Origin of the sequence: Pantoea brenneri (assembly GCF_038594305.1) — a bacterium.
GTDB lineage: Bacteria > Pseudomonadota > Gammaproteobacteria > Enterobacterales > Enterobacteriaceae > Pantoea > Pantoea brenneri.
The window spans coordinates 209,131-233,437 of record NZ_JBCGBG010000005.1; the positions used below are offsets into that span (position 1 = coordinate 209,131).

At 56.7% G+C, this 24,307-nt stretch carries 21 protein-coding genes, 2 tRNA genes and 1 rRNA gene; 9 read left to right on the forward strand and 15 right to left on the reverse strand.

Annotated features, from left to right (window positions below; genetic code table 11):
- Positions 1–90 precede the first annotated feature (90 nt).
- Positions 91–2,475 (forward strand): phosphoketolase family protein, encoded by a 2,385-nt coding sequence (locus AABB92_RS18350; RefSeq protein WP_046289382.1) that lies wholly within the window; start codon positions 91–93, stop codon positions 2,473–2,475.
- On the opposite strand, the gene AABB92_RS18355 is transcribed toward AABB92_RS18350, so the two are convergent.
- On the reverse strand, positions 2,472–3,059 hold the full coding sequence (locus tag AABB92_RS18355) for a LysE family translocator (protein ID WP_031377050.1): 588 nt from the start codon (positions 3,057–3,059) through the stop codon (positions 2,472–2,474). The two genes, AABB92_RS18350 and AABB92_RS18355, sit on opposite strands and share 4 nt — an antisense overlap.
- 134 nt (positions 3,060–3,193) lie before the next feature.
- Between AABB92_RS18355 and AABB92_RS18360 the strand changes: the two genes are divergently transcribed.
- A complete protein-coding gene (locus AABB92_RS18360) occupies positions 3,194–4,681 on the forward strand; it encodes an aminotransferase-like domain-containing protein (RefSeq protein WP_046289383.1) in 1,488 nt (495 codons plus the stop codon).
- Here the strand turns inward: AABB92_RS18360 and AABB92_RS18365 are convergent.
- Entirely contained in the window at positions 4,648–5,271 is a 624-nt protein-coding gene (locus AABB92_RS18365) for a glutathione S-transferase family protein (protein ID WP_031377338.1), read from the reverse strand. The two genes, AABB92_RS18360 and AABB92_RS18365, sit on opposite strands and share 34 nt — an antisense overlap.
- 108 nt (positions 5,272–5,379) lie before the next feature.
- Between AABB92_RS18365 and AABB92_RS18370 the strand changes: the two genes are divergently transcribed.
- Complete coding sequence (locus AABB92_RS18370) at positions 5,380–6,228, forward strand: PhzF family phenazine biosynthesis protein (RefSeq protein ID WP_031377337.1); 849 nt, start codon at positions 5,380–5,382, stop codon at positions 6,226–6,228.
- A 45-nt stretch (positions 6,229–6,273) separates the two neighbouring features.
- Here the strand turns inward: AABB92_RS18370 and AABB92_RS18375 are convergent, their stop codons facing one another.
- The gene (locus AABB92_RS18375; protein WP_031377336.1) at positions 6,274–7,032 is read right to left on the reverse strand and encodes an SDR family NAD(P)-dependent oxidoreductase; all 759 of its coding nucleotides are present in this window, start codon (positions 7,030–7,032) and stop codon (positions 6,274–6,276) included.
- 115 nt (positions 7,033–7,147) lie between these two features.
- Here AABB92_RS18375 and AABB92_RS18380 point away from each other — a divergent pair, with 115 nt between their 5' ends.
- The 3 genes from AABB92_RS18380 (at position 7,148) to AABB92_RS18390 (ending at position 10,715) form a co-directional block, all read left to right on the forward strand.
- Entirely contained in the window at positions 7,148–8,047 is a 900-nt protein-coding gene (locus tag AABB92_RS18380; RefSeq protein ID WP_031377335.1) for a LysR family transcriptional regulator, read from the forward strand.
- 45 nt (positions 8,048–8,092) lie between these two features.
- The gene (gene yhjD / locus AABB92_RS18385) at positions 8,093–9,106 is read left to right on the forward strand and encodes an inner membrane protein YhjD (protein WP_031377334.1); all 1,014 of its coding nucleotides are present in this window, start codon (positions 8,093–8,095) and stop codon (positions 9,104–9,106) included.
- Positions 9,107–9,383: 277 nt separating this feature from the next.
- Positions 9,384–10,715 (forward strand): MFS transporter, encoded by a 1,332-nt coding sequence (locus AABB92_RS18390; protein ID WP_031377333.1) that lies wholly within the window; start codon positions 9,384–9,386, stop codon positions 10,713–10,715.
- Between the two features lie 48 nt (positions 10,716–10,763).
- On the opposite strand, the gene AABB92_RS18395 is transcribed toward AABB92_RS18390, so the two are convergent.
- Complete coding sequence (locus tag AABB92_RS18395; RefSeq protein WP_161797057.1) at positions 10,764–11,111, reverse strand: hypothetical protein; 348 nt, start codon at positions 11,109–11,111, stop codon at positions 10,764–10,766.
- Positions 11,112–11,561: 450 nt separating this feature from the next.
- Complete coding sequence (gene ilvC / locus AABB92_RS18400; protein WP_031377332.1) at positions 11,562–13,037, reverse strand: ketol-acid reductoisomerase; 1,476 nt, start codon at positions 13,035–13,037, stop codon at positions 11,562–11,564.
- 163 nt (positions 13,038–13,200) lie between these two features.
- Between ilvC and ilvY the strand changes: the two genes are divergently transcribed.
- A complete protein-coding gene (ilvY, locus tag AABB92_RS18405) occupies positions 13,201–14,082 on the forward strand; it encodes an HTH-type transcriptional activator IlvY (protein ID WP_031377331.1) in 882 nt (293 codons plus the stop codon).
- On the opposite strand, the gene ilvA is transcribed toward ilvY, so the two are convergent.
- The 6 genes from ilvA to ilvL form a co-directional block, all read right to left on the reverse strand.
- Positions 14,083–15,630, reverse strand: coding sequence for a threonine ammonia-lyase, biosynthetic (ilvA, locus tag AABB92_RS18410; RefSeq protein ID WP_031377330.1), 1,548 nt, complete (start codon positions 15,628–15,630; stop codon positions 14,083–14,085).
- Position 15,631: 1 nt separating this feature from the next.
- Positions 15,632–17,482, reverse strand: a complete 1,851-nt coding sequence (ilvD, locus tag AABB92_RS18415; RefSeq protein ID WP_031377329.1) for a dihydroxy-acid dehydratase — start codon at positions 17,480–17,482, stop codon at positions 15,632–15,634.
- A gap of 62 nt (positions 17,483–17,544) precedes the next feature.
- Complete coding sequence (locus AABB92_RS18420) at positions 17,545–18,474, reverse strand: branched-chain amino acid transaminase (protein WP_031377328.1); 930 nt, start codon at positions 18,472–18,474, stop codon at positions 17,545–17,547.
- An 18-nt stretch (positions 18,475–18,492) separates the two neighbouring features.
- Positions 18,493–18,750, reverse strand: coding sequence for an acetolactate synthase 2 small subunit (ilvM, locus tag AABB92_RS18425; RefSeq protein WP_008926359.1), 258 nt, complete (start codon positions 18,748–18,750; stop codon positions 18,493–18,495).
- On the reverse strand, positions 18,747–20,393 hold the full coding sequence (gene ilvG / locus AABB92_RS18430; RefSeq protein ID WP_031377327.1) for an acetolactate synthase 2 catalytic subunit: 1,647 nt from the start codon (positions 20,391–20,393) through the stop codon (positions 18,747–18,749). Before ilvG ends, ilvM begins: the two co-directional genes overlap by 4 nt.
- Before the next feature lie 150 nt (positions 20,394–20,543).
- Positions 20,544–20,642, reverse strand: coding sequence for an ilv operon leader peptide (ilvL, locus tag AABB92_RS18435; RefSeq protein WP_082097622.1), 99 nt, complete (start codon positions 20,640–20,642; stop codon positions 20,544–20,546).
- 330 nt (positions 20,643–20,972) lie between these two features.
- Between ilvL and AABB92_RS18440 the strand changes: the two genes are divergently transcribed.
- A complete protein-coding gene (locus AABB92_RS18440; protein WP_031377326.1) occupies positions 20,973–22,493 on the forward strand; it encodes a YifB family Mg chelatase-like AAA ATPase in 1,521 nt (506 codons plus the stop codon).
- Positions 22,494–22,518: 25 nt separating this feature from the next.
- On the opposite strand, the gene AABB92_RS18445 is transcribed toward AABB92_RS18440, so the two are convergent.
- Positions 22,519–22,857: a MaoP family protein gene (locus tag AABB92_RS18445; protein ID WP_031377325.1), complete on the reverse strand. Its 339-nt coding sequence runs from the start codon at positions 22,855–22,857 to the stop codon at positions 22,519–22,521.
- 120 nt (positions 22,858–22,977) lie between these two features.
- Between AABB92_RS18445 and hdfR the strand changes: the two genes are divergently transcribed.
- Positions 22,978–23,811, forward strand: coding sequence for an HTH-type transcriptional regulator HdfR (gene hdfR / locus AABB92_RS18450; protein WP_031377324.1), 834 nt, complete (start codon positions 22,978–22,980; stop codon positions 23,809–23,811).
- Positions 23,812–23,928: 117 nt separating this feature from the next.
- On the opposite strand, the gene AABB92_RS18455 is transcribed toward hdfR, so the two are convergent.
- From AABB92_RS18455 to rrf, 3 genes are all read right to left on the reverse strand, one after another.
- A tRNA-Trp gene (locus AABB92_RS18455) sits at positions 23,929–24,004 on the reverse strand.
- An 8-nt stretch (positions 24,005–24,012) separates the two neighbouring features.
- Positions 24,013–24,089 (reverse strand) — tRNA-Asp (locus tag AABB92_RS18460).
- 99 nt (positions 24,090–24,188) lie between these two features.
- A 5S ribosomal RNA gene (gene rrf, locus AABB92_RS18465) occupies positions 24,189–24,304 on the reverse strand.
- Between the last annotated feature and the right edge of the window lie 3 nt (positions 24,305–24,307).

The window sequence follows — 24,307 nt, forward strand, 5'->3', positions numbered from 1 at the left end:
GGCCTTTTTGTTTGCCGCTCGCCTGGTTGACTGCGCTATTCTCTATTAGGGTTAAGAGATGTTTTAGCTGAACTTTCAGAAGGAAACGGCATGTCTCAACCCAACGTTGCACCGGAATTCGAGCTTCTTGACCGCTACTGGCGCGCGGCTAACTATTTGTCTGTCGGGCAGATTTACCTGATGGACAATCCACTGCTGCGCGAACCGCTGAAACCAGAGCACATCAAACCCCGCCTGCTGGGTCACTGGGGCACCACGCCCGGTCTGAATTTTATTTATGCTCATCTCAACCGGATTATTCGCCAGCGCGATCTGAATCTGATCTATGTCTGCGGACCGGGTCATGGTGGTCCCGGCATGGTCGCCAATACCTGGCTGGAAGGCAGCTACAGCGAAATTTATCCGCATGTCAGTCAGGATGCAGCGGGTATGCAACGCCTGTTTAAGCAGTTCTCCTTTCCAGGCGGTATTCCCAGCCACGCGGCACCGGAAACGCCCGGCTCCATTAATGAAGGCGGCGAACTGGGCTACTCGCTGGCGCATGCGTTTGGCGCAGCGTTTGATCATCCGGAACTGATTGTGCCGTGCGTGATTGGCGACGGCGAAGCGGAAACCGGACCGCTGGCCTCCAGCTGGCACGGTATTAAATTCCTCAATCCTGCGCGGGACGGTGCGGTGCTGCCGATTCTGCATCTCAACGGTTACAAGATTGCCAATCCGACCATCCTCGGCCGCAGCAGTGATGAAGACCTGCGCCAGCTGTTCAGCGGTTACGGCTATGAGCCGCTGTTCGTCAGCGGCGATCAGCCTGAAAAAATGCACCCGCTGATGGCGGAAGCGCTGGATAACGCTTTCAGTAAAATTGCCGCCTTCCAGCAGCAGGCGCGCACCGGCAAAGCCAGCAGCGGCGTACCGCGCTGGCCAATGATTGTGCTGCGCAGCCCGAAAGGCTGGACCGGCCCCAAAACCGTGGATGGCAAAAAAGTGGAAGGTTTCTGGCGGGCGCATCAGGTGCCGGTCGCGGCCTGCCGTGAGGATGAAGGCCATCGTCAGATTCTCGAAGCCTGGATGCGAAGCTATCAGCCTGACGATCTGTTTGACGAGCAGGGACGGCTGAAACCGGAGCTGCAGGCGCTGGCTCCGCAGGGCGATAAGCGCATGGGCGCCTCTCCATATGCCAACGGCGGCCTGCTGCGTCGCGAGCTGAATACACCGGACATTGCCGAATTTGCCTTCGATACCGGCGAGCCGGGCTCGCAGATGGCGCAGGCCACCGAGCAGCTCGGCCGCTACCTGCGGGTCCTGTTTGAGCGTAACCTCGATAACTTTCGCCTGTTTGGCCCGGACGAAACCGCCTCTAACCGCCTGACGCCGGTGTTTGACGCCACCAGCCGCACCTGGCTGGAAGCAATAGAACCTTACGATGAGCAGCTGGCGCGTGATGGCCGGGTGATGGAGATCCTGAGCGAGCACCAGTGTCAGGGTTGGCTGGAGGGCTATCTGCTGACCGGCCGTCACGGCCTGTTCAACTGCTATGAAGCCTTTATTCATATCGTCGATTCGATGTTTAACCAGCATGCCAAGTGGCTCAAAGTGACGCGCAAACTGGGCTGGCGTAAACCGGTCTCATCGCTCAACTACCTGCTCTCTTCTCACGTCTGGCGTCAGGATCACAATGGTTACAGCCATCAGGACCCAGGCTTTATCGATCACGTTGCCAACAAAAAAGCCGATATCGTACGCATCTACCTGCCGCCCGATGCCAATACGCTGTTATGGGTTGGCGATCACTGCCTGCGTACCTGGGATCGGATCAACGTGATTGTGGCCGGTAAGCAGCCCGCGCCACAGTGGCTGGATATGGCGAGCGCCATTCGCCATTGCGAAGCGGGTATGGGAGAGTGGCGCTGGGCCGGTACCACGCCGGATGATGCTGAACCGGATGTGGTGATGGCCTGTGCCGGCGATGTGCCAACCATGGAGACGCTGGCGGCGGTCGACCTGCTGCGTGACTATCTGCCCGAGCTGCGAATCCGGGTAGTCAACGTGGTCGATTTAATGGCGCTGCAGACCCAGGATCAACATCCGCATGGCAAGTCAGACCCGGAGTTTGATGCGTTGTTTACCGTGGATAAACCGGTGATTTTTGCCTTCCACGGCTACCCGACGCTGGTGCATCGGCTGACGTATCAGCGCAATAACCACCGTAACTTCCATGTGCGCGGCTTTATTGAAGAGGGAACCACCACCACGCCTTTTGATATGACGGTGCTGAATGAGCTTGACCGTTATCATCTGGCGCAGGAGGCGATCCTGCGCGTGCCGGGGCTGGCCGATGCGCATCCTGAACTGCTGGACGATCTGCAGGAGCGCATCGCTGAACATCATCGCTATGTGCGTGAACACGGTGAAGATGTGCCGGAGGTGCAGAACTGGAAATGGCCTTCGGCAACGGCACCCGGCGCACCGGATTAAACGGCCTGCAACGCGTCCGTCAGCATCCAGACGGTGGTCGCCACCAGCGACAGCGCCATCAGGCTGTTAAAGAGCTGACGCTTCCAGGCAATTTGCAGATGGCTGCGCAGGCGATCGCCGAGCGCAGCCCAGATCAAAATGCAGGGCAGATTCAGCAGCATAAAGCCGAGCATCACCGTCAGCACGCCGCTGCTGGCGCTGTACAACAACGCCACATTGGTCGCCATCAGCCAGGCTTTGGGATTGATCGCCTGGAAACAGGCGCCGCCCAGTAACGTCATTGGCTGCGGTTTGCTGCGCGCTTCAGGTGCCGCAGCCCGAAAAATCTTCCACGACAGCCACAACAGATAGGCACAGCCTGCCAGCGTCAGCGGCAGGCGAATCGCCGCCATCCAGTGCAGTAATACCTCCAGCGCGACCCCGGCGATCACCGTTTGCAGCGCGCAACCCACCAGAATGCCAAACACCATCGGCAGCGTGCGGCGCATGCCGAAATTGACGCCTGAAGTCGCCAGCAGCAGGTTATTCGGGCCAGGCGTAATGGACATAACGGTCACGTAACTGAAAAAAGAGGGATCAAGCATGATGGCACTCCTGATTATCAACAGAGCTTCATGCTACGGCGTGAAAAGGAATGGTAACAGTGACACAAAATCACTATTGTGATGGTTACAGTTTCGATTAACAGCAATTGTACCCATCGCGTCCGGAGGCTATTGTGTCCCTTGCTCCTTTACCCGATCAGCGTCTCTATCAGCAGCTGGCTGACAACTTCGCTGAGGCTATCCATCAGGGCACGCTGAAGCCCGGCAAACGCCTGCCCGCCATCCGGCGCGTGGCGCAATCGCATCAGGTCAGCGTCAATACCGTGCTGAATGCCTGGCAGCTGCTGGAAGATCGCGGCCTGATTGAGGCGCGTCCACAGTCGGGCTACTACGTGCGCGGTGTGCTGCCGGCGGTGACCCGGCACGATCCACATAAAGCCCGGGTTCGCGATCCCAGCAGTGAAAAACTCGACCTGATCGATAAGGTGTTTGCCGCCCAGAATCATCCCGACTACATCAATATTTCGCTGGCCTGCCCGCAGGATAGTGAGCTGTTTCCTGCGGCGCGTATTGGCCGGATAACCGCCGCGCTGCTGCGCCGTCATCCCAATATGATTGGGCGCTATGCGCTTCCGCCCGGTAGTGAGCGCTTACGGGAGGAGATCGCGCGGCGGGCGTTGCACGCCGGACAGACGCTGACCGCCGATGAGATCACCCTGACCCACGGCTGCATGGAGGCGTTGCAGCTGGCGCTGCGTGCCGTGACGCAACCCGGTGACTGCGTCGGGCTGGAGTCGCCGACCTACTTCTTTCTGTTTCCGCTGCTGGCGTCGCTGGGCCTGAAGGCGCTGGAAATCCCGACCGATCCACAGCATGGCCTGTCGCTGGATGCGCTGGAGATGTTGCTACAGGAGCAGCGTATTAAGGCGTTAATCGCCATGCCGAGCGCCCAGAATCCGCTTGGCTACTGCATGTCGCTGGCAAACAAGAAGCGGCTGGCGAAGTTAGTGAATACTTACCACGTTCCGCTGATTGAGGATGGACTGTATGACGAACTGCAGTTCGACTGGCCGCTTTCACCGGCGGTAAAAGCTTTTGATCGCGATGGCTGGGTGCTCTACTGCACCAGCTTTACCAAAACCGTGGCACCCGATTTTCGTATCGGCTGGATCGCCGCCGGACGCTTCCACAGCGCCATTGCCCGGTTAAAAGCGGTGTCATCGATGGCGGAATCGGCGCTGCTGTCAGAAACGCTGGCGGAATTCCTGGCTAACGGTGGCTATGATCACCATCTGCGCACCCTGCGCCGTCGCTATGCCGCCAATCTGGATCAGGCGCGCGGGTTAATCGCCCGCCACTTCCCGCAGGGCACCCGCGCCACGCTGCCGCGCGGTGGCTTTGTCTTCTGGGTCGAACTGCCGGGCGGCGTCAATACTACCGAGATGTTTGACCGGCTGTTGCAGGAGCAGATTTGCGTCACGCCTGGTGCCCTTTACTCGCTCAGTGAACGCTACAACCACGCGCTGCGTCTCTCCTGCTGCTATCCGTTTGACGATCGCTACAGCTGGGCAATCCGCCGCGCCGGTGAAATAGCCTGCGAGCTAGCCGGCCTGCCCGCTGGCGAGGATCACGGCGTGCCGTTGCGGCCCCAGACGGTGTAGCCGTGGCGCTCGGTCAGGCGCTCGTAATAGTGGCGCACCGCCGGATAATCAGGATGGTCGAGCGGCGTTTCAAACCAGCGGTTCACCGCCAGGCCAATCGGAATATCCGCCAGAGTGAAGTTACGTCCGGCGACGTAGCGGCCGGTTTTTTCCAGCTGCTGGTTGAGAATGCTCATGGTATGCGACCAGCCTTTGCAGGCTGCCGCCAGCAGGCGTGGGTCCTGATGGGCCGGCGAGTGACGCACCAGTGACATAAAAGCGTAGCGCCATGAGGTGTTGAGCTCGGTAGACTGCCAGTCCATCCACTGATCGATCGGTGCCCGCGATTGCGGATGGATCGGGTAGAGCCATTCGCCGCCATAGGCGTTTGCCAGATAGCGCAGGATGGCGTTGGATTCCCAGATGACCAGATCGTCATCTTTCAGCACCGGCACCATCGCATTCGGGTTAAGTGCCATAAATTCAGGTGAGTGGGTTGACTGGAAGCCATCGCCCCACTCCTCCCGCAGGTAATCGAGGTCAAGCTCGTCGCAGAGCCACAACACTTTGCGCACGTTGATAGAAGAGGTACGTCCGAGGATGGTTAACATTCACAGTCTCCAGTGAAATCTTTAACTTATTCATAGTCCTGTTACCTGCTATAAGCAATCATCCGGCAGAGAAAAGGCCATTCTGACCACAATAAGCAAGGAGTGACAATGAAGGTCGCGTTTAAGCAAGTCGATGTGTTTACCTCATCCGCCTTTAACGGTAATCCGCTGGCGGTGATCATGGATGCACAGGGGTTAAGCGACAGCCAGCTGGCGGCCATCGCCCGCTGGACCAACCTGTCGGAAACCACCTTTGTGCTGCCGCCACAGGATGCCCAGGCCGATTATCGGGTGCGCATTTTTACCGTCGAGGGTGAACTGCCGTTTGCCGGTCATCCGACGCTCGGCACCGCGCATGCGCTGCTGGAAGCAGGCTGGCCAACCCGGACGCCGGGCGAAATTGTGCAGGAGTGCGGCGTCGGTAACGTGCGGATCAAGATTGCCGCAGACGGCGCGCTGGCGTTTGCCGCGCCGGCGGCCACCATTACGCCATGGCAGGACGCCCTGATGGGCAATGCGTTAAACAGCGACGCGTTCGATCTGACCCAAAGCCCGACGGTGGTGGATATGGGGATTCGCTGGCTGCTGGTGCCGATGGTCAGCGCCGACGCGGTGCTGGCGCTTCAGCCCAACGTCAGCGATCTGCAGCGGCTGATTAAACACGCAGGCGTGACGGGTGTGATGCCCTTTGGCCGTTTGCCGCAGGGCGAAAGTGAGCAGTATGAAGTGCGCGGCCTGCTGGTTGAATATGGCAGCCTGACCGAAGATCCGATCACCGGCAGCGCCAATGCCTGTCTGGCCCGCTACTTCGCGGCGGCCGGCCAGACCACGGATTACCGGGTGCGTCAGGGCACCGTACTGCAACGCGCGGGTCGGGTGCAGGTCACTTTTGCCGGGGATGAAATCTGGATTGGCGGCAATACCGTGACGGTGATTGACGGCACCATTTCACTCTGACACGCCGCGGCCCGGTGGATTTGCTGTCCGCCAGGCCGCCGGCGATTAAATCCCCTGGCCGCCAGACGCTTCGATACGCTGGGCGGTGATCCAGCCGGTTTCCTCACTCAGAATGGCGCTGATGGCGTCACCGATGTCATCCGGCAATCCCACCCGACCCAGCGCGGTCAGGCCAGCGATCTGTTGGTTAAGCTCTTTGGTATCACGCACCCGACCGCCACCGAAGTCGGTTTCAATCGCGCCAGGTGCCAGGATATTGACGCGGATCCGCCGCGCGCCCAGCTCTTTCGCCTGATAACGCGTCAGGACCTCCATCGCTCCTTTCATCGCCGCGTAGGTGCTGGAACCCGGATACACCAGCCGCGTCAGGCCGCTGGAAATATTGAGGATGCGCCCGCCATCCTGAATCAGCGGCAGCAGCTTCTGCGTCAGGAAGTAAGGTCCTTTAAAATGGACGTTAACCAGCGCGTCAAACTCCTGTTCGGTGGTGTCGGTGAAGGCTTTGTAATGGCCATGACCGGCGTTGTTCACTAAATAGTCAAACTGCTCGCGCTGCCAGTACTGCTGCAGCTGCTGGCGGACCTGCTCAACAAACGCATCAAAGCGGCTGCTTTCACCGACATCCAGCGCCAGCGCCACTGCGCGGGCACCCAGCGCTTCAATTTCTTTCACCACCGCCTGTGCCTCGTCAGCGTGACTGCGATAGGTCAGAATGATATCAACGCCTCTGGCAGCCAGTTTTAACGCTCCATTGCGGCCTAAACCGCGGTTTGCTCCGGTAATCAACGCAATTTTATGATTCATGTTGCACACCTGTTGGAAAATTGAACACGGTTTAAAGATATTCCTGAATAATTGATCTATAAACAGATCGAAATAGAGATCACTGTTTCAATAAGAACAACAATCGGTGCACAACATGGATAAAATTCACGCAATGCAGGTGTTTGTTCGGGTTGCCGAAATGGGCAGTTTTACCCGCGCCGCAGAAAGTTTAGGTTTACCCAAAGGCAGCGTGTCGCGGCAGATTCAGGCGCTGGAAAATCAGATGGCGACCCGCCTGTTGCATCGCACCACCCGCCGGGTGCAGCTGACGCAGGATGGGCTGGTCTATTACGATCGCTGTCTTGATTTGCTGTCGATGATTGACGATATGGACAGCCTGTTTCAGCACGATCCCGCCACGCTCAGCGGCAAACTGCGGGTCGATATGTCAGTGGCGATGGCGACCGGCTTTATCCTGCCGCGACTGCCGGAGTTCTTACAGCACTATCCGGGCGTGGAGATTGAGCTAAGCAGCAGCGATCGTCAGGTCGATGTGATCCGCGAAGGATTTGACTGCGTGATTCGGGTCGGCGAGCTGAAAGATTCAGGTTTAATTGCACGAAAAATTGGGACTTACACCTTGATCAATTGCGCCAGCCCTGGCTACCTTTCGCGCTTCGGCAGACCGATCCGGCTGGAAGAGTTGTCGCAGCACGCCATGGTGCACTACAGCCAGCAACTGGGTCAGCCGTCGCCAGGGTTTGAATATTTTGACGGCAGGCAGTGCCACTATGTGCACACCGGTGGCGTAGTGACGGTGAACAGCACCGAGACCTACCGCGCCGCCTGTCTGGCCGGCTTAGGCATTATTCAGGTGCCGGCGATCGGCATTCAGAAGCTGCTGGAGCAGGGTGAACTGGTTGAAGTACTGCACCATTTTCCCGCCAGGCCGATGCCGATCCACCTGCTCTATCCGCATCGGCGCAATGTCGCCCGACGGGTGCGGGTATTTATGGAGTGGCTGAGTCAGGTACTACAGGAGTACGTCACCTGAGCGGCTATACTTTGATTTTAATGATAAACAGGACAGTGAAGGTCTATGACAGACAAGCAGGAAAATCCACAGGATACGCAGCCGCCAAAACCGCTGATCGATATTAAAACCGGCAACCCTTCTGTTGACCAATCGATTGTGCGCGTTTCGCGTTTTGCCGCCTGGTTTCAGGCGATTCCGGCGGTGGCGCATTTTATCCGCGCGCTGGAACGGTTTAACGATCGGCTCGGCAGCCAGTTTGGCGCAGCGATTACCTACTTCTCCTTTTTATCGCTGATCCCGATTCTGATGGTCTCGTTTGCGGCCGTGGGTTTTGTGCTGGCATCGAATCAGGATTTGCTGACCGATATCATCAACAAAATCGTCAGCAGCATCAGCGATCCGACGCTGGCTACCACCCTGAAAAATACCGTCAATACCGCGATTCAGCAGCGCGCTACCGTCGGTATTACCGGGTTACTGCTGGCGCTCTATTCGGGTCTTAACTGGATGGGGAATCTGCGGGAAGCGATCCGGGCCCAGTCGCGCGACGTGTGGGAGCGCAAACCCGACGATAAGGAGAAAATCTGGAAACGCTATATCCGCGATTTCCTGTCGCTGACCGGCCTGATGCTGGCGCTGGTGATTACGCTGTCGCTGACCTCGGTTGCCGGTTCGGCACAGGCGATGATTGTCAGCGCACTGGGACTGGACGGCATCGACTGGCTCCGCCCGGCAATGACCATTATCGCCACCTCGATTTCAGTGCTGGCTAACTACCTGCTGTTCCTCTGGATTTTCTGGATCCTGCCGCGTCACAAGCCGCGCAAGAAAGCGCTGTTCCGCGGTACGCTGCTGGCGGCGGTCGGTTTCGAAGTGATCAAATTTGTCATGACGCTGACGCTGCCGAAGCTGGCGACCTCGCCGTCTGGCGCGGCGTTTGGCTCGGTACTCGGTCTGATGGCGTTCTTCTATTTCTTCGCCCGCCTGACGCTGTTCTGTGCCGCCTGGATCGCTACTGCAAAATATAAAGACGATCCGCAAATGCCACAGGCGGGTCGCCCTTCTCACCCGCAATAATCACCAGCGGTTAACAACAGCGGAAAATATCACCCCGAGGCTATTTTTTATCCACATAACAGGATGAATAGCTGAGGGGTCACTTTTATTTAGCCCTTTCGTAGAGTATCCCGCCAGATTTAGCCCGGTTTACCCCGGCATCCTCCGACATTCCCCGGACGACAGAAATTATCCTCTCTTTGCCCGGCGAAGCCAGTAACGACGCGGGTTTCAGCATTGAATGACGTCTGGCAGGTGCGTAAGATTCTTTATCTGTATTTACAAATAAGAAACAGTTATGCAAGCCTCCATCTCAGAAACACTCGACAAGCAACAGGACCCCACGCCGGTTAATTCGCGCAGCAAAGTGGTGATCGCCTCGTTGGTCGGTACGGCCATTGAGTTCTTCGATTTTTATATTTATGCCACTGCCGCGGTGATCGTTTTCCCGCACATCTTTTTCCCGCAGGGTGACGCCACCGTCGCCACGCTACAGTCACTGGCGACCTTTGCGATCGCGTTTATTGCGCGTCCGATTGGTTCGGCCGTGTTTGGTCACTTTGGCGATCGCATTGGCCGTAAAGCAACCCTGGTCGCCTCGCTGCTGACCATGGGGATCTCGACCGTGGTGATCGGCCTGCTGCCGGGTTATGAAACCATCGGCGTGCTGGCTCCGCTTCTGCTGGCGCTGGCACGTTTCGGTCAGGGTCTGGGGCTCGGCGGAGAATGGGGCGGCGCGGCGCTGCTGGCCACCGAAAATGCCCCGGCGAAGAAGCGTGCACTGTATGGGTCGTTCCCCCAGCTTGGCGCGCCGATTGGCTTCTTCTTCGCTAACGGTACCTTCCTGCTGCTGTCATGGCTGCTGACCGATGAGCAGTTCATGCAGTGGGGCTGGCGCGTGCCGTTTATTCTCTCTGCGGTGCTGGTATTGATCGGCCTGTATGTGCGCGTGTCGCTGCATGAGAGTCCGGTGTTTGCCAAAGTGCAGAAAGAGAAAAAGCAGGTGCGGGTACCGATTGCCGCGCTGCTGAGTAAGCATCTGACTGCCACCATTCTCGGCACTTTTATCATGCTGGCGACCTATACCCTGTTCTACATCATGACCGTCTACTCGATGAGTTATGGCACCACGCCGGCACCGGCCGGACTGGGTATTCCGCGTAACAGTATGCTGTGGATGCTGATGTTAGCCGTGATTGGCTTTGGCGTGATGGTGCCGATTGCCGGGCTGCTGGCTGACCGTTTTGGTCGCCGTAAGACGATGATCACCATTACGCTGATGATTATCGCCTTTTCGTTTCTGTTCCCGGCGATGCTCGGTTCAGGATCGCAGGCGCTGGTGATGGCGTTTCTGTTGCTGGGTCTGAGCATTATGGGCCTGACCTTTGGTCCGATGGGCGCGCTGCTGCCGGAGCTGTTCCCGACTGAAGTGCGTTATACCGGCGCATCGTTTTCCTATAACCTGTCGTCGATTCTCGGTGCCTCTGTCGCGCCCTATATCGCCACCTGGCTGAATGCGAATTACGGTTTGCAGGCGGTAGGGTTCTATCTGGCTTCGATGGCGGTGCTGACGCTGATTGCGTTGATCGCCTGTAAAGAGACGCGCAATCAGACGCTGTATGACGTCTAATCCCGTTGTATGAAGGTCAGTGAAAAACCCGGCAGCCGCTGGGTTTTTTTATGGCTCTCGCCTGGCGCTGGCATCATCAGGTAGAAAAACGGCAGGCTGAAGGCTCAGGTTAATGCGCAGCCCTAAAGGCGTCGTGTTGAGGTTAACCGGCTGGCTCAGAACTAAAGGCGTCGTGTTGAGATTAATGCGCTGGCTCAGGGCTAAAGGCGTCGTGTTGAGGTTAGTGCGCTGGCTCAGGACTAAAGGCGTCGTGTTGAGGTTAGTGCGCAGGCTCAGGGCGCATACGCCTTTCGCAAAGACGCAAAAGACGCCATCCCTGGCATGCTCAGCGCGGGCGATTACGCACCTCATCCCTGAGGTGCGCCCGTAAACGGGCCAACGCTTTGCGTTGTTCAAAAACGCTCCCGGCGTTTTTGTCCCTGGCCCGCGATGCTTTGCTACAGGCGTATGCGCTCATCGCGTTGACTTCGGCATACGTTTCAGGCGGTCAGCGGAACGCTTCAGACGGCTCACAAACCCAATCAGGGTAATTCTGGCCGCAACGAATAAACTCAATGCGCAGGCAATACGGGTAGAGGAGGAAAGCATCCGTCCCCGGGAAAAAAACGCCAGTCATTGGCCCGGTGACGGGTGCACTCAGGGATGAGATGCGTAATCGCGCGAGCCAGGCGTGCCAGGGAAGGCGGATTTTGCGTCTTTCCGATCTGACCGTGTTGCTTGTACAGCCACGGTTTCACAGTGAAGCGGCCAGACCATAGGCACGTCTACAGGAGGTGCCCATCGATTGATAAACAAAAAACCCCGGCAAGCCGGGGTTTGTTTTGCTGAAAACGGTGGTGACGCTAATTAGCCCGCAACAGCGATGCGTTTCATGTCAGTCATATAGCCACGCAGTTTACGGCCGACCGCTTCAATCGGATGCTGGCGAACGGCTTCGTTGACGTCACGCAGCTGCGCGTTATCTACCTGCGTTCCTTCAACCGCTTTACCCAGGTCACCCGGCTGCAGCGTGGTCATGAACTCTTTCAGCAACGGCACCGCGGCGAATGAGAACAGGTAGTTGCCGTATTCAGCGGTATCGGAGATGACCACGTTCATTTCATACAGGCGCTTACGGGCGATGGTGTTCGCGATCAGCGGCAGCTCATGCAGTGATTCATAGTAGGCAGACTCTTCGATAATGCCGGCATCGACCATGGTTTCAAACGCCAGCTCAACGCCCGCTTTAACCATCGCTACCATCAATACGCCTTTGTCGTAGTACTCCTGCTCTTCGATTTTACCTTCATACTGCGAGGCCGTTTCGAAAGCGGTTTTGCCGGTCTCTTCACGCCAGGTCAGCAGGTTTTTATCGTCATTGGCCCAGTCAGCCATCATGCCGGAAGAGAACTCACCCGAAATGATATCATCCATATGTTTCTGGAACAGCGGCGCCATGATGGTTTTCAGCTGCTCTGACAGCGCATAAGCCCGCAGTTTTGCCGGATTAGAGAGGCGATCCATCATCAGCGTGATGCCGCCGAACTTCAGCGACTCGGTAATGGTTTCCCAGCCAAACTGAATCAGTTTTTCGGCGTAGGCCGGATCGGTCCCTTCCGCCACCAGCTTGTCGAAGCATAACAGTGAACCCGCCTGCAGCATGCCGCACAGGATGGTCTGCTCGCCCATCAGGTCAGATTTTACTTCTGCCACGAAGGAAGATTCCAGCACGCCAGCACGATCGCCACCGGTCGCTGCGGCCCAGGCTTTGGCAATCGCCATGCCTTCGCCTTTAGGATCGTTTTCCGGGTGAACCGCGATCAGCGTCGGCACACCAAAACCACGTTTGTATTCTTCACGCACTTCGGTGCCCGGGCACTTCGGCGCGACCATCACTACGGTGATATCTTTACGGATGGTTTCACCCACTTCCACGATGTTGAAACCGTGAGAGTAACCCAGCGCGGCGCCATCTTTCATCAGGGGCTGAACCGCCTGAACCACCGCAGAGTGCTGCTTGTCCGGCGTCAGGTTAACGACCAGGTCCGCCTGAGGGATCAGCTCTTCGTACGTACCCACTTTGAAACCGTTATCGGTCGCTTTGCGCCATGAAGGGCGTTTCTCCGCAATCGCTTCAGCACGCAGTGCATAGGCGACGTCCAGACCGGAATCACGCATGTTGAGACCCTGATTCAGGCCCTGCGCACCACAGCCAACGATAACGACTTTTTTGCCTTTCAGGAAACTGGCGCCATCGGCGAATTCTTCGCGTGCCATGAAACGACATTTACCTAATTGCGCTAACTGGTTGCGCAAGTTCAATGTGTTGAAATAGTTAGCCATGGGTACTCCAGTGAGGTTGTGTTTGCTTTTTTTTGTTCAGGGACGGCGTGTAGTGCAGCGCCGCGAATGACCCCATCATATGACAGGAATTCTGTTGCTTAAATTGATATATTAACAACGTCACATTGCAATAAATGCAACATCACGTTAAGGCGACGCGCATATGGATTTACGAGATCTGAAACTGTTTCTTCATCTGGCCGAAAGCTGTCACTTCGGCCGCACGGCGCGTGCGATGCACGTCAGTCCCTCCACGCTCTCGCGCCAGATTCAGCGGCTGGAGGAGGATGTCGGACATGCGCTGTTTCTGCGTGATAACCGCACCGTCACGCTGACAGAAGCGGGCGAACGCCTGCGCCAGTTTGCTCAGCAGACGCTGCTGCAATATCAGCAGCTGCGCCACGTGATGGATCTCAACGGCCCGTCGCTCAGCGGCGAGCTGCGCCTGTTCTGCTCAGTGACCGCAGCCTACAGCCACCTGCCGCCGATCCTCGACCGTTTTCGTGCCGAGCACCCGCAGGTAGAAATCAAACTTAACACCGGTGATGCCGCCGATGCGGTAGAGAAAGTGCACACCGGCGAAGCCGATCTGGCGATTGCCGGACGGCCTGAAACCTTACCGGCCAGCATCGATTTTATGCCGCTCGGGCTGATTCCGCTGGTGCTGATCGCGCCAGCGTTACCCTGCGCGGTGCGGACTCAGGCCACTCAGGCGCTGCCGGAATGGTCGCAAATCCCGTTTATCCTGCCGGAGCAGGGGCCGGCGCGCCGGCGTATCGATTTGTGGTTCCGCCGTCATCGCATTGCGAATCCGTTAATTTACGCCACGGTATCCGGCCATGAGGCGATTGTTTCCATGGTGGCGCTGGGATGCGGTATCGCCCTGTTGCCGGACGTGGTGCTGGAGAATAGTCCGGAACCGGTGCGTAACCGCGTCATGATGCTGGAGAATGTTGAATCGGTGGCACCGTTTGAACTCGGTGTCTGCGTGCAGAAAAAGCGGCTCGGCGAGCCGCTGATCAGTGCTTTCTGGAGCCAGTTGTAATCAGCTGCCCGCCAGGAAGAAGCGGAATGCCGGGTTCTGCGTTTCGTCGTGAAAGTCGTAACCCAGGTCGGTAAGATGCTCCTCAAAGCGTGGCTCATCGTTACCCAGCTCAAACGCCGTCAGTACGCGACCGTAGTCAGTACCGTGGCTGCGGTAGTGGAACAGCGAAATATTCCAGTGGGTACCGAGCGTTTGCAGAAATTTCAGCAAGGCGCCTGGCGCTTCCGGGAATTCAAAGCTGAACAGTCGTTCACGCAGCGGCTTGGAAGGCCGTCCGCCGACCATATAACGCACGTGCAGCTTGGCCATCTCATCATCCGAAAGATCAACCACCTGATAACCGCTGTCGGTGAGCTGGCTGATGATTTCGCTGCGCTCTTCCAGACCGCGGGTCAGCCGCACGCCAACAAAAATGCAGGCTTTGTCGGCATCGGCATAGCGGTAGTTGAACTCGGTAATCGACCGTCCGCCCAGCGTCTGACAGAACCGCAGGAAGCTGCCCTGCTGTTCCGGAATGGTCACCGCCAGCAGCGCTTCGCGCTGTTCGCCCAGCTCGCAGCGCTCAGAAACGTAACGCAGACCGTGGAAATTGACGTTAGCGCCCGATAAGACGTGCGCCAGCCGTTCGCCTTTGATGTCGTGCTGCTGGATATACTTCTTCATGCCCGCCAGCGCCAGCGCGCCAGAAGGTTCCGCTACGGCCCGCACATCTTCGAACAGATCTTTCATCGCAGCGCAGATCGCATCACTGTCGACGGTAATGATGTCGTCGATATAGGCCTGACACAGCCGGAAGGTTTCGCTGCCAATCCGTTTGACCGCGACGCCTTCAGCGAACAGCCCGACGCGCGGCAGATCGACCGGATGGCCGGCCTCCAGCGCCGCTTTCAGGCAGGCGGAATCTTCAGACTCAACCGCAATCACTTTGATTTGCGGCATCAGCTGCTTAATTAATACCGCCACACCAGCCGCCAGTCCGCCGCCACCAACCGGGACAAACACCCGATCCAGATGTGCATCCTGTTGCAACAGCTCCATCGCCAGCGTGCCTTGCCCGGCAATCACGGCCGGGTGGTCAAACGGCGGCACAAAGGTGTAGCCGCGCTGCTCTGACAGCTCAATCGCTTTGGCTTTCGCTTCGTCAAAATTGGCGCCAAACAAATAAGCCTCACCGCCAAATGCGCGCACCGCATCAACCTTGATATCTGCTGTCGCCAGCGGCATCACAATCAGCGATTTAATGCCCAGCTTGCTGGCGGAGAGCGCCACGCCCTGCGCATGGTTGCCGGCTGATGCCGTCACCACGCCGCGCGCTTTTTGCTCTTCGTTCAGTCCGGCGATCATCGCGTAAGCCCCGCGCAGTTTGAAACTGTGCACCGGCTGACGATCTTCACGCTTCACCAGAATGGTGTTGCCCAGACGCGATGAAATTTTTTCCATAACCTGCAGCGGCGTTACCTGTGCCACTTCATACACCGGCGAACGCAGCACGGCGCGCAAATACTCGGCGCCGCAGGGCGCCTCGGGTAGCGGTTGAGACTCGGCCATTTTAGCCTCCCAGCTTGCTCTTATCGCGGACGGCACCTTTGTCAGCACTGGTCGCGAGTAATGCGTAGGCACGCAGTGCAAAGGAGACTTCACGCTGACGATTGATCGGCGTATACGCCGCATCACCGCGCGCTTCCTGCTCTTCACGGCGGGCATGCAGTTCGTTATCCGGCACGGCCAGTTTGATGCCGCGGTTAGGGATATCGATTTCGATGGTGTCGCCATCTTTGACCAGTGCAATGGTGCCGCCGTTGGCTGCTTCAGGCGAGGCGTGACCGATGGAGAGACCAGAGGTACCGCCAGAGAAACGGCCATCGGTGATCAGCGCGCAGCTCTTGCCCAGACCCATCGATTTCAGATAAGTGGTCGGATAGAGCATCTCCTGCATGCCAGGGCCGCCTTTAGGCCCTTCGTAGCGGATCACCACCACGTCGCCCGCCACCACTTTACCGCCCAGAATCGCTTCAACCGCATCATCCTGGCTTTCATAGACTTTGGCCGGACCGCTGAAGGTGAGGATCTCTTTATCTACGCCGGCAGTTTTAACGATGCAGCCATCTTCCGCGATGTTGCCGTACAGCACGGCCAGGCCGCCATCCTGTGAATAAGCGTGCTCGCGGGTGCGAATACAGCCTTCTGCGCGATCGTCATCCAGCGTATCCCAGCGGCAATTCTGCGAGAACGCCTGGGTGGTACGAATACCCGCCGGACCCGCGCGGAACATATCTTTTACCGCCTGATCTTTGGTTAGCATGATGTCGTACTGATCCAGCGTTTCACGCATGGTCTGCTGCAGGATATTACGGGCGCTGCTGTCGAACAGGCCGGCACGATCCAGCTCGCCGAGAATGGCGAAGACGCCACCCGCGCGATGCACATCTTCCATGTGATATTTCGGCGTACTTGGCGCCACTTTACACAGCTGAGGCACTTTGCGTGACAGGCGATCGATGTCGGAGATATTAAAATCGATTTCGCCTTCCTGTGCGGCTGCCAGCAGGTGGAGCACGGTGTTGGTGGACCCGCCCATGGCGATATCCAGCATCATGGCGTTCTCAAAAGCGGCCTTGTTGGCGATGTTACGCGGCAGCATGTTGACGTCATCCTGCTCGTAGTAGCGTTTGGTCAGGCTGACGATGCGCTTACCGGCGTTGATAAACAGCTCTTTACGATCGGCGTGGGTCGCCAGCAGGGAGCCGTTGCCAGGCTGTGACAGGCCAAGCGCTTCGGTCAGACAGTTCATCGAGTTGGCGGTGAACATACCGGAGCAGGAGCCGCAGGTTGGGCAGGCTGAACGCTCAATCTGCTCGCTGTCGGCGTCGCTGACGTTCGGGTTGGCACCCTGAATCATTGCGTCAACCAGATCCAGCTTGATGATCTGATCGGAAAGCTTGGTTTTACCCGCTTCCATCGGTCCGCCGGATACAAAGATCACCGGAATATTCAGGCGCAGCGACGCCATCAGCATTCCCGGAGTGATTTTGTCGCAGTTAGAGATGCAGACCATGGCGTCGGCGCAGTGCGCGTTGACCATGTACTCGACGGAGTCAGCAATCAGCTCACGCGAAGGCAGTGAATACAGCATGCCGCCATGACCCATGGCAATACCGTCGTCCACCGCGATGGTGTTGAACTCTTTGGCCACACCGCCTGACGCTTCGATCTGCTCGGCGACCAGTTTGCCGAGATCGCGCAAATGAACGTGGCCAGGTACAAATTGGGTGAATGAGTTAACCACTGCGATAATCGGTTTACCGAAATCGTCGTCGGTCATTCCTGTCGCGCGCCATAAGGCACGGGCACCCGCCATGTTACGGCCGTGGGTGGTAGTGGCGGAACGGTACTTAGGCATGCTCTATTTACTCCAGTAAGAATAGGCTCGCGGGCGTCAGATAACGCCCGCGCTGAATCTGATTACGGGTTTACCGGATCTAACCAGCCCCATTTGTCTTCGGTTTCGCCAGTGAACAGACCAAAGAAGGCCTGCTGGATACGGGCAGTAATCGGGCCGCGCTTGCCTTCGCCAACCTGGATACGGTCAACGCTACGTACCGGCGTGATTTCTGCTGCGGTACCGGACATGAAGATTTCATCCGCCAGATAGAGCGATTCGCGTGACAGCGTCTGCTCGCGCACTTCGATACCCATGTCGATCGCCAGTTTGATGATGGCATCGCGGGTGATGCCTGGCAGCGCTGAAGAAGTGAATGGCGGAGTGAACAGAATGCCATCTTTGACTTCGAACAGGTTTTCCCCGGCGCCTTCCGAGATGTAGCCGTTGGTGTCCAGTGCGATGCCTTCCTGATAGCCGTGACGACGGGCTTCGCTGCCCACCAGCAATGAGGAGAGGTAGTTACCACCCGCTTTAGCCGCTGTTGGCAGGGTATTCGGGGCTACGCGGTTCCATGAAGACACCATCGCATCGATACCATTTTCCAGCGCTTCGGCACCGAGGTAAGCACCCCATGGGAAGGCGGCAATGATTACATCGGTGCTGAAACCGTCTGGCGGGTTCACGCCCAGTCCCACATCACCGACGAACGCCAGCGGACGGATATAGGCACTTTTCAGTTTATTGACGCGAATGACTTCGCGGCACGCTTCCATCAGCTCATCAACGCTGCTTTTAATCGGGAAACGATAGATTTTGGCGGAGTCGTGCAGACGTTGCATGTGTTCGCGATGACGGAACACAACCGGTCCTTTGTGAGAGTCGTAGCAGCGCACGCCTTCAAATACCGACGTACCATAGTGCAACGCGTGGGACATGACGCTAACCTTCGCCTCTTCCCACTTAACCATCTCGCCATTGAACCAAATAAAGTCTGCTTTCTTCGTGCTCATTTTTATTCCCTCTCGCGGCTAGGCGCGGATTTGTTGTGTTGTCTGTTGTTGAATCTGAACGCAGGCGACATCGATCAGTTTGCTTAACTGCGAAGACAGTAAATCGACGGAGCGCTGGCTGGCAACGGTCATTTCGATATTAATGTTTTCAGCGTTGGCCACTGAAGCCATGTTCATTGAGCAAACCTGAAAACCGCGGTGACGCACCACGCGTAAGATGCGCTCCAATATTTCAGGGCGAAAGCGGGCTTCGATAGACAATTGGTGCTGGTTCATACGGTTTTCTCCATCATGTTTGCATTGCTGGCACCCGGCGGTACCAGTGGCCAGACGTTTTCATGCTCATCAATTGCAACATGCAGGAAGTAAGGACCTTCGCTGTTCAGCAGAGCATCAAGTGCGGCGTCGACCTGTTCTTTACGGGTGATGCGCTGGCCGGGGATATTGAAGGCGCTGGCCAGCGTCAGGAAATCGGGGTTATCGGACAGATTGGTTTCGCTGTAGCGACCATCGAAAAACAGCTGCTGCCACTGGCGGACCATACCGAGACGCTGATTATCCAGCAGTACGATTTTGACCGGCAGCTTGCCGCGTTTGATGGTGCCCAGTTCCTGAATATTCATCATGATTGAGCCATCGCCAGAGACACAGATGACGGTGTCCTGCGGTCGGGCGACCTGCGCACCAATCGCGGCCGGTAAGCCGAATCCCATGGTGCCTAAGCCGCTGGAGGTGATGAAATTCTCTGGCGCGCTAAACGCCATATGCTGCGCTGCCCACATCTGGTGCTGACCGACGTCGGTCGTCACCACCGCGCTGGCAGGCTTGCGATCGGAGAGCTGCTTCAGCAACAGTGGCGCATAGATGGCGTCACCTGGATGGTCATAGCGCCAGCTGTGGCTGGCTTTGAGCGCTTTCACTTCGTTGCGCCAGGCGTCGATATGCAACGGCTGGCTCAGCGCTGGCAGCAAATGATTAAGGTCGCCCTGCAGTGAGACGTGGGCGCGGCGTAATTTGTTCAGCTCGGCCGGATCGATATCGAGGTGAATGACGCTGGCGTGAGGAGCGAAGGTATCCAGCTTGCCGGTCACCCGGTCGTCAAAGCGCGCACCGACCGCGATCAGTAAGTCGCAGCTCTGCACCGCCAGGTTGGCCGCTTTGGTACCGTGCATACCCAGCATGCCGAGATAGAGTTCGCTGTCTGCATCGACGCTGCCCAGCCCTTTCAGGGTTGCTACGGCAGGGATGCCGGTTTCTTCAGCCAGCGCACGCAGCGCCGGCACCGCCTGCGCCATCCCGACGCCGCCACCGATATAGAACATCGGTTTTTTTGCCTGCGCCATCAGCGCGCGGGCTTCGACAATCGCCTGATGTGGCAGATCCATTCCCTCTTCTACCGGCACCAGATGCGGCCCAGGCTCCCCCTGCGCAATCTGAATATCCTTAGGAATATCAACCAGTACCGGACCGGGACGTCCCGACTGTGCCAGGGCGAATGCTTCAGCCATGATTGCGGGCAACTCATCTAACGACTCGACCAGGAAACTGTGTTTGGTGCAGGCCAGGGATAAGCCCAGCACGTCGATTTCCTGAAAGGCATCAGTACCAATGAAGGCGGAAGAGACCTGGCCGGTTACCGCCACAACCGGTACCGAGTCCATCATCGCATCGGCCAGACCGGTGATCAGGTTGGTTGCGCCAGGTCCGGAGGTCGCAATGCAGACACCGGTTTTACCGGTCGAACGCGCATAACCAATCGCAGCCATCACAGCGCCTTGCTCATGACGACACAGTAGGTGTTCCACGCCGCCATCGTAGAGCGCGTCGTATACCGGCATGATGGCGCCGCCAGGGTAACCGAATACGGTATCGACACCCTGCGCGCGTAAAGCCTGAACTACCCACTGTGCACCTGTCATCGCTATTCTCCTGTGTCCTGACCGGAACAACAGAATTTTATGCTACTGTTCATTGTTTGTTCCTTGTGGATTTACTGATATTTTGCCTGGTCGAAAAAAAACCCCCGGACCTTTCGGTGCGGGGGTTTTTTCGGATTCGAGGCTTGATTTTTAAGCCTTTCTTTCTCCAAGCGTAGCCCCGCACGGTAGGTTAATAATCACCACCACGCTAATCACAACTAGGCTAATCACTTGTAGAAGGGCTTTCATTTGTTATTCAATTCTTTTACGTGTTCGAAGTAATGCCTACAGAGTTAACATAGTCAGGGGCATCAGCACAACATTTTTCGTCTGCTTTTTTCCGCCACCGGGCGTAAGCATTGCCCTATCGGTTTGTAATAAAACAAATAATTTCCGGATGATAAATATTCATCACTTTAGTGACGTAATAATATTTTGCTGAATTTGCGCGCAGTCCCGTGGCGTTTTGTCACGGTATGCAACGATTACCGTTCTGCTGTGCTTCACCCCGCATAAGGCTCATCACGCTTTCGCTTTTCTTTTTGGCTGACCGCAGACTGGCAGCCTTAAGGAGCGAGTATGTCATTATCAAAAGTTCTGACCCGGGCTGCACTGGGGGTCAACGCCCCCCTGGTAACTATCGAAGCGCATATCAGCAATGGTCTGCCCGCGCTGACGCTGGTCGGTCTGCCAGAGACCACGGTAAAAGAGGCACGTGAGCGGGTACGTAGTGCCATCATCAATAGCGGATTCGTCTTTCCAGCTAAAAGGGTCACCATCAACCTGGCACCGGCGGATTTACCCAAAGAAGGCGGACGGTATGACCTGCCCATGGCGATTGCCATTCTGGTTGCCTCTGAACAGCTCCCTGCGGACAAGCTGACCCGCTATGAGTTTCTGGGTGAGCTTGCCCTTGATGGCGCGCTCTGCAGTGTACAGGGCGCGATTCCCGCGGCGATGGTAGCGATGCAGGCCGGGCGACAACTGGTGCTCTCACGCGAAAACCAGGCCGATGCCGGACTGATTCGTCAGGGCGCATCACTGATTGCCTCGCACCTCAGTGAGGTATGCGCCTTTTTGCATAATCAGCTCGTGTTACCGGTCGCCGCCTATCCTGACGACCAGCCAGAAGCGCCTGGAGACGATCTGGCTGACATTATTGGTCAGCAGCAGGGTCGCAGAGCGTTAGAAATTACCGCCGCGGGTGGGCATAACCTGTTGCTGATTGGCCCGCCCGGCACTGGCAAAACCATGCTGGCGACCCGACTGCCAGGTATCATGCCGCCCTTAAGCGATCAGGAAGCACTGGAATGCGCGGCGATTGCCAGCCTGGTCAACAGCCACCTTTCACATCGACAGTGGCGCACAAGGCCGTTCAGGTCGCCTCATCACAGTGCCTCACTCTATGCCCTGATTGGTGGCGGCTCGTTACCCCGGCCTGGTGAGATCTCTCTGGCACATAATGGTGTGCTGTTTTTAGATGAATTACCGGAATTTGATCGTAAGGTGCTCGACTCGCTGCGCGAACCGATAGAATCGGGGCTGATTGCCATTTCCCGTGCCCGGGCAAAAGTGACCTACCCGGCGCGGTTTCAGCTGATTGCCGCGATGAATCCCAGTCCCACCGGACATTATCAGGGACAACACAATCGCTGCTCGCCTCAGCAGGTGCTGCGTTATCTCAGTAAGTTGTCCGGGCCTTTTCTGGATCGCTTTGATCTGTCACTGGAGGTGCCGCTGCTGCCCAGTGGGATGCTGAGTAAACAGCGCCGGACGGCTGAAGGATCAGCGACGGTGCGTCAACGGGTCGTCGCCGCACGCGCGATCCAGCTGGCGCGGTCAGGCAAGATTAATGCTCATTTGAACAATGCAGAAATTCTGCGCTGGTGCCAGATTGGCAAAGAAGATGCTGAATGGCTGGAGTCGGTGCTGGAGAAGCTGGGTTTGTCGGTACGGGCATGGCAGCGAATTTTGAAAGTGTCCCGTACGCTGGCCGATCTGGCAGGAGAAGCAGCGATAAACCGTACGCATTTGCAGGAGGCGGTGAGCTATCGCAGCATTGACCGGTTAATGATCCATCTGCATAACAGCCTGCAATAAAAAAGGGGCATAAGCCCCTTTTTTATTAGTCGTCGCTGTCGCTGAAGTCTTCGACAGTATCCATCTGCGGTTTCCCGCCAGACAGAGTGTGAAAACGCTTCGGACGCTTAATGCGTGTGATGTATTTGGTCCATACACGCTCAGCTTCTGTTTGCGGCTCACGCAGACCACGACACACTTCGATAAATAACCGTTCTTCTTCTGTTGCAGGTTCACGCTTTGATAAATCAAGCTCATTAAAGGCGAAACCGTGGCGTTCAAGAAGCTGGGCTTCTTTAATCGTAAAATCACCGTGACGTGAAAATCCACGCGGGTAATGTTTGTTATCAAAGAAACGATTTTCGGTTAAGAAGCTTTCCGCCATGTTACACGCTCCTGATTCTATTAAGCCTTACTATTTATGGCGCGGAGTATTAGATAGGCTTGACAGAGTGTAAAACAAAACATTTAAATCTATACGACAAACAATTTTTGGGAGAACGCTGTGGATACGGAATTACTGAAGACTTTCCTGGAAGTGAGCCGCACACGCCATTTCGGGCGTGCTGCGGAAGCACTTTACCTCACGCAATCTGCTGTCAGTTTTCGCATCCGTCAGCTGGAAAATCAGCTTGGTGTTAACCTTTTCACCAGACATCGCAACAACATACGGCTGACGGCAGCGGGTGAACGGCTGTTGCCTTACGCTGAGAGTCTGATGAGTACCTGGCTGATGGCTAAGAAGGAGGTCTCCCACACTCAGCAGCATCATGAGCTGTCGATTGGGGCCAGTGCTTCGCTCTGGGAGGCTTATCTCACTCCGTGGCTGCAGACGCTGTATGAGAACCGGGAGAGCCTGCATTTAGAAGCCCGTGTAGCACAGCGTCATTTGCTGGTTAAGCAGTTGCATGAGCGTCAGCTGGATCTGCTGATCACCACCGAAGCTCCTAAAATGGATGAACTGACCAGCCAGCAAATTGGCCATATCTCACTGGCGCTGTTTTGCGCTCGCCAGAGTGAGAAACGTGAGAAGTATGATTATATTAAGCTGGAGTGGGGGGCGGATTTTCATCAGCATGAGAGCTATCTCTCAGGCGGAGATGACGTGCCGGTTCTGACCACGACATCGGCGCATGTAACACGAGAGCTGTTACACACCACCGGAGCGTGTGCCTTTCTGCCTGACTTCTGGCACAGCCTTTACAGTGAACTGATGGTCATTCCCGATACGCCAGTGGCGGTACGCCCTCTTTATGCCGTCTGGTTGCAGAACAGCGATCAGCAAGCGCATATACGTCAGCTGCTGAAGTTTCCGGTTCTGGTGAGGCAAAACAGCTGAATTAATAGCAGGAAGGGTGATAAATACGCGTCAAAAGCCAGTGCGTTTTAGCTGGTTTTTTGTTTTTGGCTTTTTACAGGCAAAAAAAATCCTTTGCCGAAGCAAAGGATCGTTTTCTGGCAGGGGCGGAGGGACTCGAACCCCCAACACCCGGTTTTGGAGACCGGTGCTCTACCAATTGAACTACGCCCCTAAATAGGGTGGCGGAACGGACGGGGCTCGAACCCGCGACCCCCTGCGTGACAGGCAGGTATTCTAACCAACTGAACTACCGCTCCACCGATTCTGTACTGAGGTCCGCTGTTGCGGACCTCAGGTGTTTCGCCCGCTCCGCGTCACCGGAGTGGTCACGACCAGCGTGCTGGTCTTAATTTGATGCCTGGCAGTTCCCTACTCTCGCATGGGGAGACCCCACACTACCATCGGCGCTACGGCGTTTCACTTCTGAGTTCGGCATGGGGTCAGGTGGGACCACCGCGCTACAGCCGCCAGGCAA

Excerpts from the sequence above, each read along its gene's own strand:
- AABB92_RS18350 (WP_046289382.1), top strand. The coding sequence starts at position 91 with ATGTCTCAACCCAACGTTGCACCGGAATTCGAGCTTCTTGACCGCTAC.
- AABB92_RS18355 (WP_031377050.1), bottom strand. The coding sequence starts at position 3,059 with ATGCTTGATCCCTCTTTTTTCAGTTACGTGACCGTTATGTCCATTACG.
- AABB92_RS18365 (WP_031377338.1), bottom strand. The coding sequence starts at position 5,271 with ATGTTAACCATCCTCGGACGTACCTCTTCTATCAACGTGCGCAAAGTG.
- AABB92_RS18370 (WP_031377337.1), top strand. The coding sequence starts at position 5,380 with ATGAAGGTCGCGTTTAAGCAAGTCGATGTGTTTACCTCATCCGCCTTT.
- AABB92_RS18375 (WP_031377336.1), bottom strand. The coding sequence starts at position 7,032 with ATGAATCATAAAATTGCGTTGATTACCGGAGCAAACCGCGGTTTAGGC.
- AABB92_RS18380 (WP_031377335.1), top strand. The coding sequence starts at position 7,148 with ATGGATAAAATTCACGCAATGCAGGTGTTTGTTCGGGTTGCCGAAATG.
- yhjD (WP_031377334.1), top strand. The coding sequence starts at position 8,093 with ATGACAGACAAGCAGGAAAATCCACAGGATACGCAGCCGCCAAAACCG.
- AABB92_RS18390 (WP_031377333.1), top strand. The coding sequence starts at position 9,384 with ATGCAAGCCTCCATCTCAGAAACACTCGACAAGCAACAGGACCCCACG.
- ilvC (WP_031377332.1), bottom strand. The coding sequence starts at position 13,037 with ATGGCTAACTATTTCAACACATTGAACTTGCGCAACCAGTTAGCGCAA.
- ilvY (WP_031377331.1), top strand. The coding sequence starts at position 13,201 with ATGGATTTACGAGATCTGAAACTGTTTCTTCATCTGGCCGAAAGCTGT.
- ilvA (WP_031377330.1), bottom strand. The coding sequence starts at position 15,630 with ATGGCCGAGTCTCAACCGCTACCCGAGGCGCCCTGCGGCGCCGAGTAT.
- ilvD (WP_031377329.1), bottom strand. The coding sequence starts at position 17,482 with ATGCCTAAGTACCGTTCCGCCACTACCACCCACGGCCGTAACATGGCG.
- AABB92_RS18420 (WP_031377328.1), bottom strand. The coding sequence starts at position 18,474 with ATGAGCACGAAGAAAGCAGACTTTATTTGGTTCAATGGCGAGATGGTT.
- ilvM (WP_008926359.1), bottom strand. The coding sequence starts at position 18,750 with ATGAACCAGCACCAATTGTCTATCGAAGCCCGCTTTCGCCCTGAAATA.
- ilvG (WP_031377327.1), bottom strand. The coding sequence starts at position 20,393 with ATGACAGGTGCACAGTGGGTAGTTCAGGCTTTACGCGCGCAGGGTGTC.
- ilvL (WP_082097622.1), bottom strand. The coding sequence starts at position 20,642 with ATGAAAGCCCTTCTACAAGTGATTAGCCTAGTTGTGATTAGCGTGGTG.
- AABB92_RS18440 (WP_031377326.1), top strand. The coding sequence starts at position 20,973 with ATGTCATTATCAAAAGTTCTGACCCGGGCTGCACTGGGGGTCAACGCC.
- AABB92_RS18445 (WP_031377325.1), bottom strand. The coding sequence starts at position 22,857 with ATGGCGGAAAGCTTCTTAACCGAAAATCGTTTCTTTGATAACAAACAT.